Here is a 16,542-nt window from a genome sequence, read left to right as displayed (position 1 = left end):
ATCTAGGCGGAGGGAAGATCAGGTGGGCCTGAACGTGGCGCCTATTCAACTGTTGGCGGGAACCAACGAAGTGATGGCGAACGTCGCCACCACCGCGGGTTCGATCGGTGGTGCCGCCGGCGCTCTCGGGGCTGTCGTGCCCGCGGGTGCCGATGCCGTGTCGCTGCTGGTCTCGGCGAGTTCGGCCGCGCACGCGGCCAACTTCCTGGCGACCTCGATCATCGATCACGCCGAGGTCGCGCAGTACGCCGTGAGCCTCTCGGCCGTCGCCTCGACGTACATCATGGCCGATAACGCCGTGCAGTTCTGACGGGGCGGAACCATGTACTTCGTCGCTCTGGCCCCCGAGATCAACGTGGGTCTGCTCATGTCGGGGGCCGGGCCGGCGCCGGCCACCGCCGCGGCGGCGGCGTGGGCCTCGGTGGCGGCGTCGGTCAGTGCGCGGTCGGCGTTCCTCCAATCGCTGCTGCCGCGCCTCGCCGCGTCCTGGCAGGCGCCGGAGACCGCGCTGATGACGCGCAACGTCGCGATCTACCTCGCGCACAACGAGGCGCTGCGCACGCAGGCGCTGCTCGCCTCCACTCGACACACGAAACAGGCGGCCGACTACTCGGCCGCGCTGGCCGGTATGGCCCAGATCCCCGAGATCGTGGCGAACCACGTGACCCACGCGGTGCTCCAGGCCACCAACTTCCTGGGCGTGAACACCGCGGCGATCGCCGCCAACGAGGCCCAGTACGCGGCGATGTGGGCGCAGAACGCCGGGATGATGACGACCTACCTCGCGAACTCGACCGCGAACATGACCTTCGAGCCCTTCCTCCCGCCGAAGCCCCTCGCCACGTCGATCGGTGTGCCGGTCCCCGCGGCGGCCGCGGGCGCGGCCTCGGTGGGCGATGCGGTGGTCACCAAGATGACCCTCGCCGCCCAGGGGGCGCAGGCCGTCGCGAGCATGCTCGAGATGCGCATCGCCGGCGGAGCGCTCGTCGGCACCAAGCTCGGCCAGACGGTGGCCGCGCAGGCGCAGCGGCTGGAGCAGGCGGCCTCGAACGCGGCGACCGCCGCGTCCCAGTCGCGCGAGAATCAGGCGGCGCGCCCCACCACGGGCCAACAGCTCGGACACAGCCTCGTGCAGCAGCTCGGCGGAGTCGGCGGCGGCGTGGCGGCGGGTGCCGGCGGCGCCGCGGTCGGCATCGCGTTCTCCGGTGGGGGGCAGGCGCTGCAGACCGGAGCCGGCGTGGGCACCGCCACCGGCGGCGGCGTGGTCTACCAGCCGATGAGCGCCCTGCTCGCCAACGTGAACCCCGAGAACCGGACCGGCAGCGTCGGATACTTCGGTGCGCGCCCCGGCTCGCCCACGCTGGAGCGGATGTCGCGCGGCGAGCAGGCCCACCGCTCCGCATCCGCACTCCGCGCCGAGTCCAGCAGCGCCGCGCTGCCGCAGGTGGCCGCGCCGGCGAACTGGGAGACCGGCGGCCTCACCGTCGCTCCGCCGCCCCCACCCGTGCCCCGCGTGCCGGCCGAGCCGCTGCGCCCGATCCTGCCGACCAGCACCAGTGCGCCCGTCACGCGGTCGAAGGGCAAGCAGCGTGAGCGCATCGTCGTTCCCGACACCGCGGCCATGCCCATCTACCAGGACTCGGCGCCCGAGTACGAGTCCGTTCCCGTCGACGTCCCGTCGAGTGGGGAGGGACGCTGATCCGCACCACGTACTCGGCCCACCACGACCATCCCTGAACTGGAGGAACCATGCCCCCGCAGATCTACGACCTGAACACCGTCGCGCACGCCGCGGGTACCGCGAAGACCCACGACGTGGCCGCGACCACCCTCGCCAACATCAAGTTCGTCCGCACCACCGCCGAGGCGTACCGCGCCGCGAACAACGGCGACACGGCGAACAAGGCCACCGCCCACATGGAGGAGCTCATCGCCGTGTGCAACGCCGAGCAGCAGAAGCTCGAGGCGGTCGCCGAGGCGCTCGGCCGCAACGGTGGCCTCATCACCAGCACCGACGGCGACGCCGGCGGCCTGTTCACCGGCTACGTCGTCTAGCCGCCGATCTCACGAAGGGGTAACAGCACATGACTTCCGCCGAGCGCATCACAGTCACGTACGCCAGCTACGACGCCACGTCGGCCGGGCTCGCCAAGGCGTCCGCCATCGCGGACGCGAACATCGCCGAGCTGACCGCCAACAACACCGCCAACCTGAACGCGGGCAACTGGGTGGGCGTCGACCAGGAGAGCTACCAGCACGTCCACGAGATCTGCCTGAAGGCCAACGAGAACCTGGCCATGGCGATCCGGAAGACCGGCATCAACATCCAGACCGCCGCGACCATCCACCAGGCCGGCCAGGTGCAGGCCGCGGGTCTCTACGGGGTCTAGTACGACGGTGACGAGGCCCGGCCACCGCGTGCGGAGGCCGGGCCGCGTCGGAACAGGAGAGGCGAATGGCCCTGCTGCGTGAGGAACCGGCGGCGAAGCTGTCCGCCTTCGCCGCCGACATCGATGAGCTGCTCCTGCTGATGCGGCTCGCGGACGTCAGCGAACTGGCGCCCGTGGTGCTGGCGGTGCATCCGAACGTGTACCGGCCCGACGATCAGCTGGTGGTGGACCTCGCCGTCCTGCCCGGCCTCGTCGACGCCGGGCTGGTCGATGCGAACGGGTCCGTCGATCCCCAGGTCAAGCAGTGGCTGCGCGCGCTTCAGGCACCGGCCGCCGAAATCGCGATCCGCGTCTTCGACGGTGACGCCGTGCTCCGCGGCGCGGTCGTGCGCCGCGACGAGCTGGTGGTCGTGGCCCTCCGCAACGACGATCAGTGCACCGTGCAGGGCTTCCGGACCGACCGCGAGGATTTCGAATCGACCGTGGTCGAACCTCTGTGGCGGGTGCTCGGGGCGAGCGATCCCGCCGACTTCGAATCGCTGACCCTCGAGGCCGGTGAGTTGGCGGAGGTCGTCGCCGCGTTCGACCCGCAGGTCGCGGGCCCCCGCGGTGAGCGCGCGATCCGCAGCCGGCTGCGCGAGCACGATCTGTCGCAGCAGACCGTCGACATCCTTCTCGACGCAGCGCGATACACCGGACGCCGGGCCGAGATCGTCTATCACCGTACGGATCCCAGCGGAGTCCGGACGCAGGCCGGGTGGGCGGTCGGCGTGATGGACACGGTCGCCGGCCGCGTCCTGTCGACCACTGAACGCGGTTCGCACGGTGTCCTCGACGTCACCCTCAGCCCGGGAACCCGTCGGCGATTCTCCGAGGGCATCGCCGCGCTCGTCGAGCGGGGTGGATGCCGCGGGTGGTTCGATACAACAAACTGAAAGCGCGCCCCCACTGGTCGTCTGACCTGGGTATGTATTAGTCTGCAAAAGATTCTTCCAGCAAGAGAGGTGCAGTCCATGAGCGACGCAGCCACTAACGTTCGGGTGCCTTTCGTACCGCAAACCAGTCACGACGAGAGTGACTCCGCGGCGGCGATCCTGCCCTCGACCGATGCCGCCGTCCCGGTCGTGCGGCCGACCGCCCCCGCGGGTGGTCCGCTGTCCGAGCCCGCGAGCGGCGAGTGGGAGGAGCCGGAGCTGCCCGAGGTCGACGAGGCCGACGGATCCGCGGCCGTGCCCACCGCCCCCGCCCCCGCGCCGGTGGTGATCGCCGCGGACGAGCGGCCCACTGCGGAGCAGCCGGCCGTCGTCGACGACGACACCGATACGGCCGCCTCCGGCTCGTCCGGTGCCGCACCGTCCGGCGCGACCGATGCCGCGAAGGCCGATGCTGCGAAGACCGATGCTGCGAAGGACGACTCGGCCACGCCGGAAGCTCCCGCCGCGACCCCCAAGGCCGAGGCGCCCGCGGCACCGTCGGCCCCGCAGGCGACCAAGCCCGCACCCGCCCCCGTGCCGCAGCCGCAGCAGGTGCAGCAGCAGTGGCAGGGCGGCCAGAACGGCTTCGTGCCCGCCGCGGCGCAGCACGCCCAGGTGCAGAACGGGCAGGTGCACGCCCCGTTCCAGGGCGCCCCGCAGACCGGGCAGTTCCCGACCGCGTCGGGCCAGATCCATCGCCCGGCCGCGCCGCAGCCGTTCGGCCAGGCGCCCGGCCCGGTGCAGGGCGCGCCGATGGTCCCGCAGCACCAGCAGGCCCCGATGCGCCCGATGGGCGAGTCGCTCTCGGCCCCGATGTCGACCGCCTCGTCGTCCTTCAATCAGCAGATCCGGTTCTCGGACGCGGCGGTCCGCGTCTCCGGCTGGCGCGCCTGGCTGCGCAAGATGGGCCTCGACGTGGGGCCGAGCGCCAACGATCAGGAGCACGCCGAGCTCGTGCACCGCATCCGCGTTCCGAAGAACAAGTTCCACGTGACCAGCGTCTTCGCCGACAACGCCGGGGGCACGCTGCTCGTGGGTGTGCTCGGCCAGATCCTCGAGCAGACCCGCGCCGACAACGTGGTCGCACTCGACCTCGACCCCGACGGCGGCGACCTCGACCAGGTGACGGCGTGGCACCAGGGCGGTTCGACGGCCCGCACGCTGATCCAGCAGAGCGACCTCTCGGACCGCAACCAGGTGGACAAGCACCTCGCGGTGACCTCGACCAACCTGCACGTGCTGCCCACACCGTGGCGCTTCAACGGCCGCGACGTGACCGACTACGACGACGTGCTCGACCTGTACTCGATCTTCCGCCCGCACTACAGCCTCGCGCTGGTCGACGCCGGCCGCGGCCTTCAGACCCAGACCGGCACCGGCGTGCTCGAGATCTCCTCGGCGCTGATCCTGCCCGCGTCGGCCACCACCCGTGGCGTGCGCAAGGTGGCCGCGACGATCGACTGGCTCCGGCACCACGGCTGGCACGGCCTGCTCGCGAACACCATCGTGGTCATCAACCACACCAAGCGCCGCGGCAGCGTCTCGGTCGAACAGTTCGACGAGCTCTTCCGCGCGGGGCAGAAGCTGCGCGTCCACGAGATCCCGTACGACCCGCACCTCGATTCGGACCAGCCGATCGACATCACTCTGCTCCGCAAGCGCACGGTGCGCGCCTTCGAGGAACTCGCCGCGGACCTGGCGGACGGCTTCAACTCCGGCTACGAGCCGCCGGCCGCCCAGAAGCTCGCCGAGTTGCAGCAGGTGCGCACGACAGAGGGACGCTGACGGCAGATGGTCTTCCCGATCACCCCGGAGCCCGCCGGAACCGAGAACGCGGGCCCCGGGCGATCCGCCGTCCCCGAGCAGGTCCGCGTCCTGGTCGAAGTCGGTGAGAACTCCGTCGAGCGGAGCCTGTTGGCCCGCCGGCGGCTGTCCGTCGTGATGGACTCGGTGATCCCCGGGCTCGAGCAGATCTTCCCGGATCACGACTTCTCGACGACCGGCGCCTGGACCTTCGCGCGGGAGGGCGGCACCCAGCTGGCCCGCGACAAGTCCCTGGCCGATGCGGGCGTGCTCGACGGGGATCGGCTGATCCTGTCGGAGACCTTCTCCGCGCAGACGTTCCGGCCGCTCATCGAGAGCACCGCCGACGCGATCCAGGAGTTCTGCCGGCAGCGCTTCCGCCGGTTCGAATCGGCCACGGCCCGCGCACTGGGACTGCTCGCGCTGGTGCTCGGCGCGACCGTCTTCGCGGCGCTCGTGCTCATCGCGTGGTTCGCGCATTCGAGCGTGCTGTGGTGGTTCCCGGTGGCGGCCCTCGCCTCGATCGCCGTGGTGCTCGCCGCCCTGTCCGCGGATCGGCAGTACCGCGCCCCGCAGGTGGCGTACGCGCTGCAACTGGCCGCGGTCCCGGTGCTGTTCTCCGCCGGGTTCGTGCTCATCCCCCCGGACGGCGGGGTCGACGGTGCCTTCACCGCCGCGAACGTTCTCACCGGCTCGACCTTCGCGCTCATCGGCATCGTCGTGCTGGGCCGCGCGAGCCGCCTGGGCGCCGCGGTGCTCGCGGCCCTCGGGCTCGGCGCCGCGGCCGCGGTGGTCGCGAGCGCGCTGTTCGCGTACACCCCGCTCGGCCGGCCGGCGATCCCCGCCCTCGGCGTGATCGGTGGCCTGCTGCTGGCGAACTGGGCGCAGGGCTGGGCGCTGATGCTCGCCGGTGTCCGGCCGGATCCGCTCCCGCCGCCCGGCGAGGACATCGACCGCAGCGAACTCGACGCGGCGTACCACGTGGACACCTTCGACGACGAGAGCACCACGGAGCTGGCCCGCGCGCAGGAGAACACCGGCCTCGAGCGCAAGGCCCGCACCGCGGCCAAGCTGCTCACCGGTTTCTACGTCGCGATCGCCGGGATCCTCGTGGTCTCCGCACTGACCGTGATCGTGCCGCACAGCCACTACTTCTGGGGCGAGGTGGCGATCGCCGCCCTGACCTCGGTGATCTGTGTGCTGCGCGGCCGCACGCTCGACGATCGGGTGCACGCCACCGTCTTCTTCGTGGCGGGCTTCGTGATCGCGGCGGGCCTGGCGGTCGTCCTCGTGGGCGCACTCGACTCGGATCTGGGCCGCCTCATCGTGATCGTGCTCAGCGCCGCCGTGCTCGCGAGCTTCGGCGCGGGCGGCCTGCTGCTCGCGGACCGCGTCTCCACCGACCGCGGCGGCCACGGGCGCCCGCTCTCGGCGCGGCTGCTGGGCCGCATCGAGGCCGGCGAGAAGCTGGCGATCTTCGCGGTCGTCATGCTCGCGCTCTGGTGCACCCGCCTGTTCGCCGCGATGCGCGAACTCGACCTGTCGTTCCTGAAGTAGAGGGGCTGGGGTCCGTGCTCCGTATCCCGAGGGCGGCCGCGGTCGCCGCCGCTGCCGTCACCGTCGTCGTGGCGGGCACCTGGGCCCCCGCCGTCTCCGGCGCCGTGGTGCCGCCCGTCGCCGACATCGGCGGTGCGCCGCCGGACACCGACGGCCCGGAGCGCCCGTTGCGCAACAACAATCCGCGCTGCGTCGAGCCCGGTGTGTTGCCGAACTCGAACCTCGCGGCGGCCCCCGCTCCGGCGAACACCCTCCGGATCGAGGAGGCGCACAAGTTCTCCACCGGCGCCGGGGTCACCGTTGCGGTCCTGAGCACGGGAGTGCGTCCCCAGGCGCGCCTGCGGGGCCTCGACGGTGCGGGCGACAACATGGTGGCCGGCGACCGCGGGCTCGTGGACTGCGACTCCACCGGCACGTTGGTCGCGGGCATCGTGGGCGCGCAGCCCGCAGCCGGTGACGGCTTCGTGGGAGTCGCCCCGGACGCGCGCATCATCTCGATCCGCGTGGACTCCGCGGGGTTCTCCCTGCAGAACAGCCCCGCGGACGATGCGGACCCCAACCTCGGCCGCGCCGCGGTGAACGCCCGCAGCATCGCCCGCGCCGTCGTGCGCGCCGCCAACCGCGGCGCCAAGGTGATCGTCGTGCCCGAGCCGGTGTGCATGGCCGCCGACAATCAGTTCCGCCAGCGCGAGATCGGCGGCGCCGTGGCGTACGCGTTGCGCGCCAAGGACGCACTGGTCGTGGTCGGCGCGGGCGCGACCGACCGGCAGGGCGGCACCGTCGGCGCGAACGACTGCAAGGCGAACCCGGACCCGGACCCCGGTCGGCCCGACGATCCGCGCGGCTGGCGGCAGGTGACCACCGTCGCCACCCCGAACTGGTTCGACGCGCAGGTGCTCTCGGTGGGTGCCACCACCGCGGAGGGCACGCCCCTGCCCGGATCGCTCAACGGCCCCTGGCTCGACGTCTCCGCGCCCGGCGCGGGCATCGTCTCCCTGAGCTCCCGGGGCGGCGACGGCGTGGTCAACGGCGCCCCCGTCGAGCGGAACCTCGTGCCCTTCGCCGGTCCCGAGTTCGCAGCGGCCTACGCCGCGGGCGCGGCGGCCCTGGTGCGATCGCGGTACCCGCAGCTGTCGGCCACGCAGGCGGCCGCGCGGCTCGTGGCCACGGCGCACGCGCCCGGCCGCGGCACGGACAACAAGGTGGGCCGTGGCCTCATCGATCCGGTGGCGGCCCTGACGGCGAAGGTCCCCGACATCGACGCGGACATCGACCCGCAGTCGGTCGACGAGCTCCTGGTGCCGCCGCCGCCCCCCGAGCCCGACACCCGGCCGCGGCGGACCGCCGCGATCGTGGCGGGCGCCGGTGCCGTGGCGCTCGTGGTGATCGCCGGCGCGGTCGCGTTGACGCGGCCCGGGCGGAAGGGGAGGACACGATGACCGAGACCCTGACGGGCCCACCGGCGGGTGCCGCGGCGACCGCCGACGTCCCCACGCACCCCGACGTCGCGCGGCTGCGCCGGCCGGTCGGCATCCGGATCTCGTTGCGCCGCGCACTGGTCTGGGCGGTGCTGTCGGCGAGCCTGGTCGCCGTGGCCGGTGGCCGCTGGCCGCTGTGGGCGGTCATCGCGCTCGTCGTGGCGGGCGCTCTGGTCGCCTTCGTCTCCGTGCACGGCACGGTGCTCAGCGAGAAGCTCGGTGCTCGGGCCCGGTTCCTGCGCCGGCGGCGCCGCGCGGCCGGGGGCATCCCCGGCGGCGTCATCGACGTCGACGGTGTCGGCGTGCGGCAGGGCGACGGCTTCGAGCTGGTCTCGGCGATCGAGCTCACCGCCGATCCCGCCGAGACCCGCCTGCGTGAGGGCCGTGCGTTCGCCGCGGAGACAGTACCGCTGGACCTGCTCGCGACGATGATGACGCAGTACGGGTTGGACGTGGACATCGACGTGGCCTCCGCCGGACGGCGGGTGCCGCCCGGGCCGGCCTACCGCGCCTCGTACTCGCAGGGGGTCCGCTTCTACGCCGCGATGGCCGAGCGGTCCACCTGGCTGATCCTGCGCGTCAACACCCGCCGCAACCTCGAGGGCATCGTCCGCCGCGGACCGTCGCGCACGGCGGGCCCCAAGGCCCTCATGGCCGCGACCCGTCGGCTCGAACAGCGGCTGCAGGAGCGCCTGATCCGGGCCCGGGTGCTCCCGGCCCAGGAGCTCGCGCTGCTCGACTCCCGCCTCACGTTCGGCGCGGATCCGCTGGGCGGCACGGAGAACTGGCAGAACATCGAGCACGGTGCCGAGTTCGCCACCACCTACCTCGTCGATCCGGTGCGCACCTCCACGGAGAAGCTCGACCGGTGGTGGGGCCTCGACAGCGACAGCACCTCCGTGGTGCTGCGCATGCGCAAGGCCCACGCCCAGGCGCCCGTGGAGATCAGCGGACTGGTCCGCTACGACACCGCGGTGCCGATCGTCGACAACCTCGACGATGCGCTCGTCCCGATGCCGGGCCGCCAGCTGGAGCTCGCCCGGGCCACACTGCCGGGCGGCGGGTCCAGCGTCGTGGACCTGCCGTCCACCCCGCTGGACGACCTCGGTGCGGTCGAGATCCCCGTCGGTCCCGCGGGGCCGGTCTGGGGCGTGTCCGGACCCGATGCCGTCGCGCTGCCCCTGTTCGACGGCTCGCCCGTCCCCGAGACGCTGATCGTCGAGTTCGCGACCGAGCTGATCCCGCTGCAACTGGTGCTGCTGCGCTCCGTCGGCGCGGGTGCGTCCGTCGCGGTGCACACCGACCGTCCGGCGCAGTGGGCCACCCTGGCCGCGACCCTGGCCGACCCGGCGCGTTTCCGGATCGCCGAGGGGCCCGGTGGCCGCCCGGCCGACATCACCGTCTTCGACGGTGCGCCGGCCGACGCGGTGCCCGAGCGGACCATGCTCACCCTGCGGGCGCCGGGCAGCGCTCCGCAGCGGGCGAATGCGGATCTGGTGGTCGAGCAGGTCGCGCCGTCGGCCGTGCGCGTGCGCATCGGCCGCCGCGCCCCGTTCGACGTGGTCCTCAACCCGACCGACGAGGAACTGCGGTACTGCGATGCGCAGGCGCAGCCGATCGCCGCCACGGGCCCGCAGCCCGTGCACCGCCAGCCTCGCCAGGTGCCCGCGCCGCCGCGGCTCGCCCCGGGATCCACCGCGCCGCGGCCCGCCGTCGCGCCGTCGCCCGTCGCCGGGCCCGCGGCCGCTCCGCAGGTCCCCGTTCCGCCGGGTGGCCGGCACGCGCAACCGGGCGCCCCGCAGGCCCCCGCGCCGTACCCGACCGCACCCGCGGCCCAGGCCCCCGGCGCGCCCGCCGCGGCTCCGTCCGGGCCCGCGCCGCAGCCGCCCGGGGCGCAGCCCCCAGCTGCGCAGCCTTCCGCGCCGCAGCACCCGGCGGCGCCGCAGTACCCGGTGGTGCCCCCGGCCGCGCCGCCGCAGCGCCCGCCCCGCCCGGTGCGGCCGCTGCCGCCGCCGCCCTACGAGCGGGGCAGCGGCGCCCAGCGCAAGCAGGTCGGGGACCGGTGGGTGCGGCCCACCGCGGGCCAGGACGAGCGCGGCCCGCGGCGCCGTCCCCTGCAGCCGCCGACCGCGCCCCGCTGGGGCAAGACGGGCGAGCGCCCGCCCTCCGACGAGCCGCCAATCTCACGTTAAGCGGCGGGCAACCTGCATCGCGGTAGATTCTTACCGCTGTACACGTGCAGGAGCGGAGGTGTGTTCGTGGCGTCGGAACCCGGTGAATCGATCGCGGGGTACGTGATCGAGTCGGTCCTCGGTACCGGAGGCATGGGCACGGTGTACCGCGTCCGGCACCGCACGCTGCCGCGGTCCGTCGCGCTCAAGGTGTTGCAGACCCAGCTGTCGGCCGACCCGTCGGTGCGTGCCCGCTTCGACCGCGAGGCCGACCTGATCGCCGGGCTCAAGCACCCGCACATCGTGGACGTCTACGACCGCGGCGAGTCCGACGGGCACCTGTGGATCGCGATGGAGCTCGTGGAGGGCGGCAACCTCGCGTCCACGGTGCAGCGGGAGGGCCCCTTCAGCCTGGACCGGACCGTCTCCGTGGTCGAGCAGGTCGCCGACGCCCTCGATTACGCGCACCAGCACGGCATCCTGCACCGGGACGTCAAACCCGCCAACTTCCTCGTCGACCGCGGCCGCCGCGGCGAGCAGGTCAAGCTCGCCGACTTCGGCATCGGTGCCGCCCAGACCGAGGTCGGGCAGAACACCCAGGCCGGCACCGTCGTCGGCACGCTGGCGTACACCGCTCCCGAGGCGCTCCTCGGCCACGCCGTGGACCACCGCGCCGACGTCTACTCGCTCGCCTGCGCCACCGTCGTCCTGCTCACCGGCGCACCGCCCTTCACCACCACCATCTCGGGCCAGCTCATGCTGGCGCACATCAGCCAGAACCCGCCCAGCGTGCGGCTCAAGCGTCCCGACCTGTCGCCGGAGATCGACCACGTGCTCGGCCGCGCCATGGCGAAGAACCCCGCGGACCGGTTCGGCACCGCCGGCGAGTTCGCCGACGCCCTGGCCGCCGCCGCGCGCCGCATGTCGGGCGCTGCCGGGATCGCGCCGCCCACGGCGCCGCAGGGCGTCAACTGGCAGGGAACACCGTCGAATCCGGCCCTCGCGACCGGATTCAACCAGCCCGGCCCTCCGTCGCCCGCACCCGGCGCGCACGGCCTGCCGCCCGGTGCCCCGACGGGGCTGCTCGGCCCGGTCGGTCCCACCGGACCGCGCGGCCCCGGTGGCCCGGCGACACCGGGAGGCCCGATGGGGCCGAGCTCGCCGTCGATGCCCGTGCACGGTGGTGCGGGAACGACGCCGAAGAACCGCACGAAGCTGCTGATCGGTGGCGCCGCGGCGCTCGTCGTGATCCTGGCCGTGGTGCTCGCCGTCGTGATCCTCCGGGGCGGGGGAGGCGACGACGGCCGCCCGGCCCTCGACGCGTGGACGGCCCGCACCGTGACGGATGTGAACGGCTCCACCGAGCTCACCGACCGGCCGCAGCGGATCGTCGCGCTCGGCGCGGGCGACGCCGAGCTCGTCGCCGCCCTCGGCTTCGAGGTCGTCGCCGGGGCGAACGGCCCGAAATCGGAACTGCCGTCGTGGGTTCCCGCGCTGTCGTCCGTGCCGACCGCCGGCACCTCCACCAACCCGGACAAGTCGGTGATCGAGAAGGCCGGCCCGGACCTGATCCTGGACACCGATCCGGACGCCGCCGACAAGGTCAAGGACCTCAAGTCGCTCGCGGGTGGCCGCGCGATCGCGGTCCCCGACGAGGGCCGGGCCGGGTGGACCTGGCAGCAGCAGCTCGCGTTCATCGCGGCCGCCCTCGGCGCGAAGGACCGCGCCGAGGCCGTGAAGAAGACCTACGAGGGCCGCATCACCGCGCTGCGCTCGGCGCACCCGGAGTTCGCGGGCAAGAAGGTCGACATCGTGCATTACGACGGTAAGGCGACGAAGCTCGCCGGTGGTACCGCGAACGCGCTGCAGCTGCTGGGGCAGATCGGTTTCGCCACCCAGACCCCCGTCGACGGGACCGGGTCCTGGCTGCCCCTGTCCTCGAACGATCTGTACAAGGCGGTGAACTCGAGCTCCGTGGACCGGACGGTCGTGGCGCGCACGGATCCCGCGGGCGGCAACGGCGGCTTCGACGGGGTCCCGTCGTCGCTGACCTACGGTGTACCGATCATCATCGTGGACAAGACGAACGGCGTGGACGCGCTCCTGTACGGAGGTCCGCTGGCGATCGACACGATCGAGCAGTCGGTGGTCCCCGCACTCGTGAAGGGAATCAAGTGATGGCCGAGCAGACCCTGACCGCCGACGATCTCGAGCGCTACGCGGCGGCCCTGGCGGAGGGGAGGAAGCCGCTGGTCTACCTCATCGAGGGCGTGCCGAGCCTCGGGCTCGACGCCGGTGCCTCCGCCCGCGTGGTCGACGTCGACGGTGCGGTGGTCACCGTCAAGCCGACGGGCGTCGACGACCAGTTGCCCTACGACGCACGGGAACTGCGCGCCACCAAGCAGCCGAAGCCGGTGAAACGGGCCGCGAAGCAGCAGGCCGCTGCGAAGGCCTCCCCGGCGAAGTCGCCGGCCGCGAAGGCTCCGGCCACGACGGGCACGAAGGCCTCGGGCCGGTCCGCCCGTTCGGTCGCGATCACCGTGTACGTGGGCGCCGACAACGCGGCCACGCTCAAGGTCACGCGGAACGCGCAGAAGCCCTCCGGCGCCCAGGAGATCCCCCTGCCCGCCGTGCACAAGGCCCTCGCCGGGCTCGGCGACAAGGAGGCGCTCGCCGCGGTCGACGACGTGCTGTCCGCCGCCCGCGACGCCGCCGCCGATCGTGTCGCGGCGCTGCAGGCGGAACTGGCCGCGGCGAAGAAGTCGCTCGCCACGCTCGACCGCGCCAAGCGGGGGAGCGGCTCGGCCCGCGCCCGGTAGCGCGGCTCGCTAGGGTCGAGGCATGGCATCCGACTTCCCGCACCTGGACCTGTCCGCCGACGAGGTACTGACCTCCACCCGGTCGGTGCGCAAGCGCCTCGACCTCGACAAGCCCGTCCCGCTCGAGGTCATCACCGAGGCGCTCGAGGTGGCGCTGCAGGCACCGTCGGGCAGCAACGCGCAGGGGTGGCACTGGATCGTGCTCACCGACCCCGAGCCGAAGCGGATCGTGGCCGAGTACTACCGGAAGTCCTACTTCGCCTACGCCGAGGCGGGCGCCGCGGCGCGGGCCGCGAAGCCGCCGAAGGACCCCGAGACGGCGGAGAAGGTGGCCTCCAGCGCGACCTACCTCGCCGAGGTGATGGAGCAGGTTCCGGCACTGGTCATCGGCGCCATCCACGTGCCCGGCGGCGAGCTGCCGGAGGGCAACCAGGCCGGGCTCTGGGGGTCGCTCCTGCCCGCGGCGTGGAGCCTGGCGCTGGCGCTGCGCGAGCGTGGCCTCGGATCCGCCTGGACCACGCTCCACCTCGAGTACGAGCGGGAGGTCGCCGAGGCGCTCGGCATCCCCGCCACCGTCCGGCAGGGCGTGCTGCTGCCGGTCGCGTACACCAAGGGCACCGATTTCAAGCCCGCCAAGCGCGCGCCGCTGGAGACGGTCCTGCACGTCAACCGCTGGTAGCCCGACGGTCCGCCGCGGCCACCGTCGGGACCTCTGGTGCAATCCTGCGGGCGGTCATCGGCGTGTCGTCGCCGACACGCACCGACGATCGCGAGGTCAGAGGCCGAGGGCGGCGTCGACGAGGTGCACGAGCTCGTCGTGGAAGCGCGGGCGGCCGCGGAGGCGGCGGGTGCGGGCGAAGTCGTTGGCGATGGTCATCGCGGCGCCGACGGCGATGCGGGCCCCGGCGGGGTCGACGGCACCGTCGGAACCGTCGGCGAGCAGGGCGACCCAGCGCGCCACGTAGGCCTTCTGCGCGGCGAGCAGCGCCTCGCCGCCGGACTCGATGACCACCTCGCGGCCGACGGTGAACGCCACGGCGAGATCCGTCGACGAGACCAGGTTCGCCGCATAGGACCGGACGAGCGCGCGCAGCTCGGCCAGCGGGTCGCCGCCGGACGCCCCGGCGGCACCCACGACGCCGATCTCGAGTGCGGCGCGCGCCCGGGCGACGATGCCCACCAGGATGGACCCCTTCGACGGGAAGTGCCCGTACACACTGGGGCCCGAGATCCCCACGGCCGCACCGATGTCGTCCATGCTCACCGTGCTGTAGCCGCGCGAGAAGAACAGCTCCGAGGCGGCGTCGAGGATCTCGTCGCTGCGCACGACCGGCGCGCGACGGGGCGGGGGCGCGGGCAGCTCCGGCGCGGTCGACGGCGCCGCGCGCAGCACCCGCTGCGCGATCACCTCGAGGTCGGCGCGGTAGCGGCGGATGCCGATGCGGCCGCGGCTGGGCGGCACGGAGCCGCCCACGGCCAGCACGGCCCAGGTGAGGACGCGGGCGTCGTCGTCGGTGAGTTCGGGGTGGTCGCGGCGGAGCACCTCGGTCCAGGAACCGAGCACGCCCTCGCTGGCGGCGATCATCTCCCGCGCCTGCTCGGCCGTGAGGTGCCGCCGGTTCCACCGCCACAGGGCCAGTGGGCCGGGCCGCGAGACGGCCATGGCGAAGACGGCGGAGGAGAGGTCGTCGAAGGTGGCGCCGGGGCGGGCGAGCACGCGCGCGGTGGTCTCGGCCATCTCATCGACCGCGGAGCGCATGGCCGCGGCGAGGATGGCCTCCTTGTCCGGGAAGTGCCGGTAGACGCTGGGGCCGCTGATCCCGGCGGCGCGGGCAATATCGGCGACGGACACCTTGCCGTAGCCCTGGTCGAGGAACAGCTCGGTGGCGACGTCGACCAGTTGTCGACGCCGCTCGGCGGGACGCAGGCGAGTGCCCGCGGTGCGTGGTGCGGATGCCATGATTAACGTCACAATAGCCCATCGTGGGCGTTTGGAACCAGGATTTACCTGGCGGTCTTTCCAAATAAGCTACACGCGGTTAGCCTGTAGGAGTGACGGGCTCCGTGGTATCCGCGGGGGCCGGGAACACCTTCTTCGAAAGGACGGGAAGACCAAGTGTCTGACGCATTCATCTACGAGGCGATCCGTACGCCCCGTGGCAAGCTCAAGGGCGGCTCGCTGACCGCCATCAAGCCCACCGACCTCGTGGTCGGCCTGATCGACGAGATCAAGGACCGCAACCCGGAGCTCGATCCCGCGTCCATCGACGACATCGTGCTCGGCGTCGTCTCGCCCGTGGGTGAGCAGGGCGCCGACATCGCCCGCACCGCCTCGATCGTGGCCGGCCTGCCGGACACCGTCGCGGGCGTGCAGATCAACCGCTTCTGCGCCTCGGGCCTCGAGGCCACCAACATCGCCGCGCAGAAGGTCGGCTCGTCGCTGGGCGACGACCTGGTGCTCGCCGGCGGCGTGGAGTCGATGTCCCGCGTGCCCATGGGCTCGGACTTCGGTGCGCTGTTCTACGACCCGCAGTACAGCTACGACAACTACATCGCGCCCCAGGGCATCGGCGCCGACCTGATCGCGACCATCGAGGGCTTCTCCCGCGAGGACGTCGACCAGTACTCCGCCGAGTCGCAGGAGCTCGCCGCGAAGGCCTGGGACGAGGGCCGCTTCGCGAAGTCCGTCGTGCCCGTCAAGGATCAGAACGGCCTCGTCGTGCTCGACAACGACGAGCACCGTCGCCCCGGCACCACCGCCGCGGACCTCGGCAAGCTGCGCCCCGCGTTCACCGTGGTCGGCGAGATGGGCGGCTTCGACGCCGTCGCGCTGCAGCGCTACAACACCGTCGAGAAGATCAACCACGTCCACACCGGTGGCAACAGCTCGGGCATCGTCGACGGTGCCGCCCTGGTCCTGGTGGGCAACGAGGCCGGCGGCAAGAAGGCCGGCCTGACCCCGCGCGGCCGCATCGTCGCCACCGCGTCGACCGGTGCCGACCCGACGATCATGCTGACCGGTCCCACGCCGGCCACCGAGAAGGTGCTCGCCAAGGCCGGCCTGACCAAGGACGACATCGACGTCTGGGAGCTCAACGAGGCCTTCGCCTCCGTGGTCCTGAAGTGGATGAAGGACTTCAAGCTCGATCGCGAGCAGGTCAACGTCAACGGCGGCGCCATCGCGCTCGGCCACCCGCTCGGCGCCACCGGCGCCATGCTGGTGGGCACCGTGCTCGACGAGCTGGAGCGCACCGGCGGCCGCTACGGCCTCATCACGCTGTGCATCGCCGGCGGCATGGGCTCGGCCACCATCATCGAGCGCGTCTGACGCCCGCCGGAACAACAGGAGA

At 72.9% G+C, this 16,542-nt stretch carries 14 protein-coding genes; 13 read left to right on the top strand and 1 reads right to left on the bottom strand.

The genetic code is table 11. From position 1 onward, the window contains the following. The first annotated feature begins 22 nt into the window (after positions 1 to 22). The 12 genes from ELY19_RS06200 to ELY19_RS06145 all read left to right on the top strand — a co-directional run bounded on the left by ELY19_RS06200 (position 23) and on the right by ELY19_RS06145 (position 13,871). Positions 23 to 310 carry a PE domain-containing protein gene (locus ELY19_RS06200; protein WP_126195434.1) on the top strand — a complete coding sequence of 96 codons (288 nt, stop codon included), beginning with the start codon at positions 23 to 25 and terminating at the stop codon, positions 308 to 310. A 12-nt stretch (positions 311 to 322) separates the two neighbouring features. Next, positions 323 to 1,699 carry a PPE family protein gene (locus ELY19_RS06195; RefSeq protein ID WP_126195433.1) on the top strand — a complete coding sequence of 459 codons (1,377 nt, stop codon included), beginning with the start codon at positions 323 to 325 and terminating at the stop codon, positions 1,697 to 1,699. Between the two features lie 50 nt (positions 1,700 to 1,749). Then, positions 1,750 to 2,055 carry a hypothetical protein gene (locus tag ELY19_RS06190; protein ID WP_126195432.1) on the top strand — a complete coding sequence of 102 codons (306 nt, stop codon included), beginning with the start codon at positions 1,750 to 1,752 and terminating at the stop codon, positions 2,053 to 2,055. A 29-nt stretch (positions 2,056 to 2,084) separates the two neighbouring features. Then, positions 2,085 to 2,390, top strand: a complete 306-nt coding sequence (locus tag ELY19_RS06185) for a hypothetical protein (protein WP_126195431.1) — start codon at positions 2,085 to 2,087, stop codon at positions 2,388 to 2,390. A gap of 65 nt (positions 2,391 to 2,455) precedes the next feature. Continuing rightward, complete coding sequence (locus tag ELY19_RS06180) at positions 2,456 to 3,325, top strand: ESX secretion-associated protein EspG (protein ID WP_126195430.1); 870 nt, start codon at positions 2,456 to 2,458, stop codon at positions 3,323 to 3,325. A 105-nt stretch (positions 3,326 to 3,430) separates the two neighbouring features. Then, positions 3,431 to 5,149, top strand: coding sequence for a MinD/ParA family ATP-binding protein (locus ELY19_RS06175; RefSeq protein WP_126195429.1), 1,719 nt, complete (start codon positions 3,431 to 3,433; stop codon positions 5,147 to 5,149). 6 nt (positions 5,150 to 5,155) lie between these two features. Continuing rightward, on the top strand, positions 5,156 to 6,724 hold the full coding sequence (gene eccD, locus ELY19_RS06170; RefSeq protein WP_126195428.1) for a type VII secretion integral membrane protein EccD: 1,569 nt from the start codon (positions 5,156 to 5,158) through the stop codon (positions 6,722 to 6,724). 14 nt (positions 6,725 to 6,738) lie between these two features. Further along, entirely contained in the window at positions 6,739 to 8,163 is a 1,425-nt protein-coding gene (mycP, locus tag ELY19_RS06165; RefSeq protein ID WP_227966613.1) for a type VII secretion-associated serine protease mycosin, read from the top strand. After that, on the top strand, positions 8,160 to 10,394 hold the full coding sequence (eccE, locus tag ELY19_RS06160; protein WP_126195427.1) for a type VII secretion protein EccE: 2,235 nt from the start codon (positions 8,160 to 8,162) through the stop codon (positions 10,392 to 10,394). The genes mycP and eccE overlap by 4 nt, the downstream gene beginning before the upstream one ends. A 66-nt stretch (positions 10,395 to 10,460) precedes the next feature. Continuing rightward, the gene (locus ELY19_RS23975; RefSeq protein WP_126195426.1) at positions 10,461 to 12,551 is read left to right on the top strand and encodes a serine/threonine-protein kinase; all 2,091 of its coding nucleotides are present in this window, start codon (positions 10,461 to 10,463) and stop codon (positions 12,549 to 12,551) included. Further along, positions 12,551 to 13,192 (top strand): hypothetical protein, encoded by a 642-nt coding sequence (locus ELY19_RS06150; protein WP_126195425.1) that lies wholly within the window; start codon positions 12,551 to 12,553, stop codon positions 13,190 to 13,192. The genes ELY19_RS23975 and ELY19_RS06150 overlap by 1 nt, the downstream gene beginning before the upstream one ends. Positions 13,193 to 13,214: 22 nt before the next feature. Next, a complete protein-coding gene (locus ELY19_RS06145; protein ID WP_126195424.1) occupies positions 13,215 to 13,871 on the top strand; it encodes a nitroreductase family protein in 657 nt (218 codons plus the stop codon). Between the two features lie 96 nt (positions 13,872 to 13,967). Here ELY19_RS06145 and ELY19_RS06140 read toward each other — a convergent pair whose 3' ends face one another. Continuing rightward, the gene (locus ELY19_RS06140; RefSeq protein WP_126195423.1) at positions 13,968 to 15,152 is read right to left on the bottom strand and encodes a TetR/AcrR family transcriptional regulator; all 1,185 of its coding nucleotides are present in this window, start codon (positions 15,150 to 15,152) and stop codon (positions 13,968 to 13,970) included. 156 nt (positions 15,153 to 15,308) lie between these two features. Between ELY19_RS06140 and ELY19_RS06135 the strand changes: the two genes are divergently transcribed. Next, positions 15,309 to 16,520, top strand: a complete 1,212-nt coding sequence (locus ELY19_RS06135; protein WP_126195422.1) for an acetyl-CoA C-acetyltransferase — start codon at positions 15,309 to 15,311, stop codon at positions 16,518 to 16,520. The last annotated feature ends 22 nt before the right edge of the window (positions 16,521 to 16,542 follow it).

Source organism: Tsukamurella paurometabola, assembly GCF_900631615.1.
Classification (GTDB): domain Bacteria; phylum Actinomycetota; class Actinomycetes; order Mycobacteriales; family Mycobacteriaceae; genus Tsukamurella; species Tsukamurella paurometabola_A.
The sequence above is the reverse complement of the archived record's forward strand: the minus strand, read 5'-3'. Positions and strand labels throughout refer to the sequence as shown.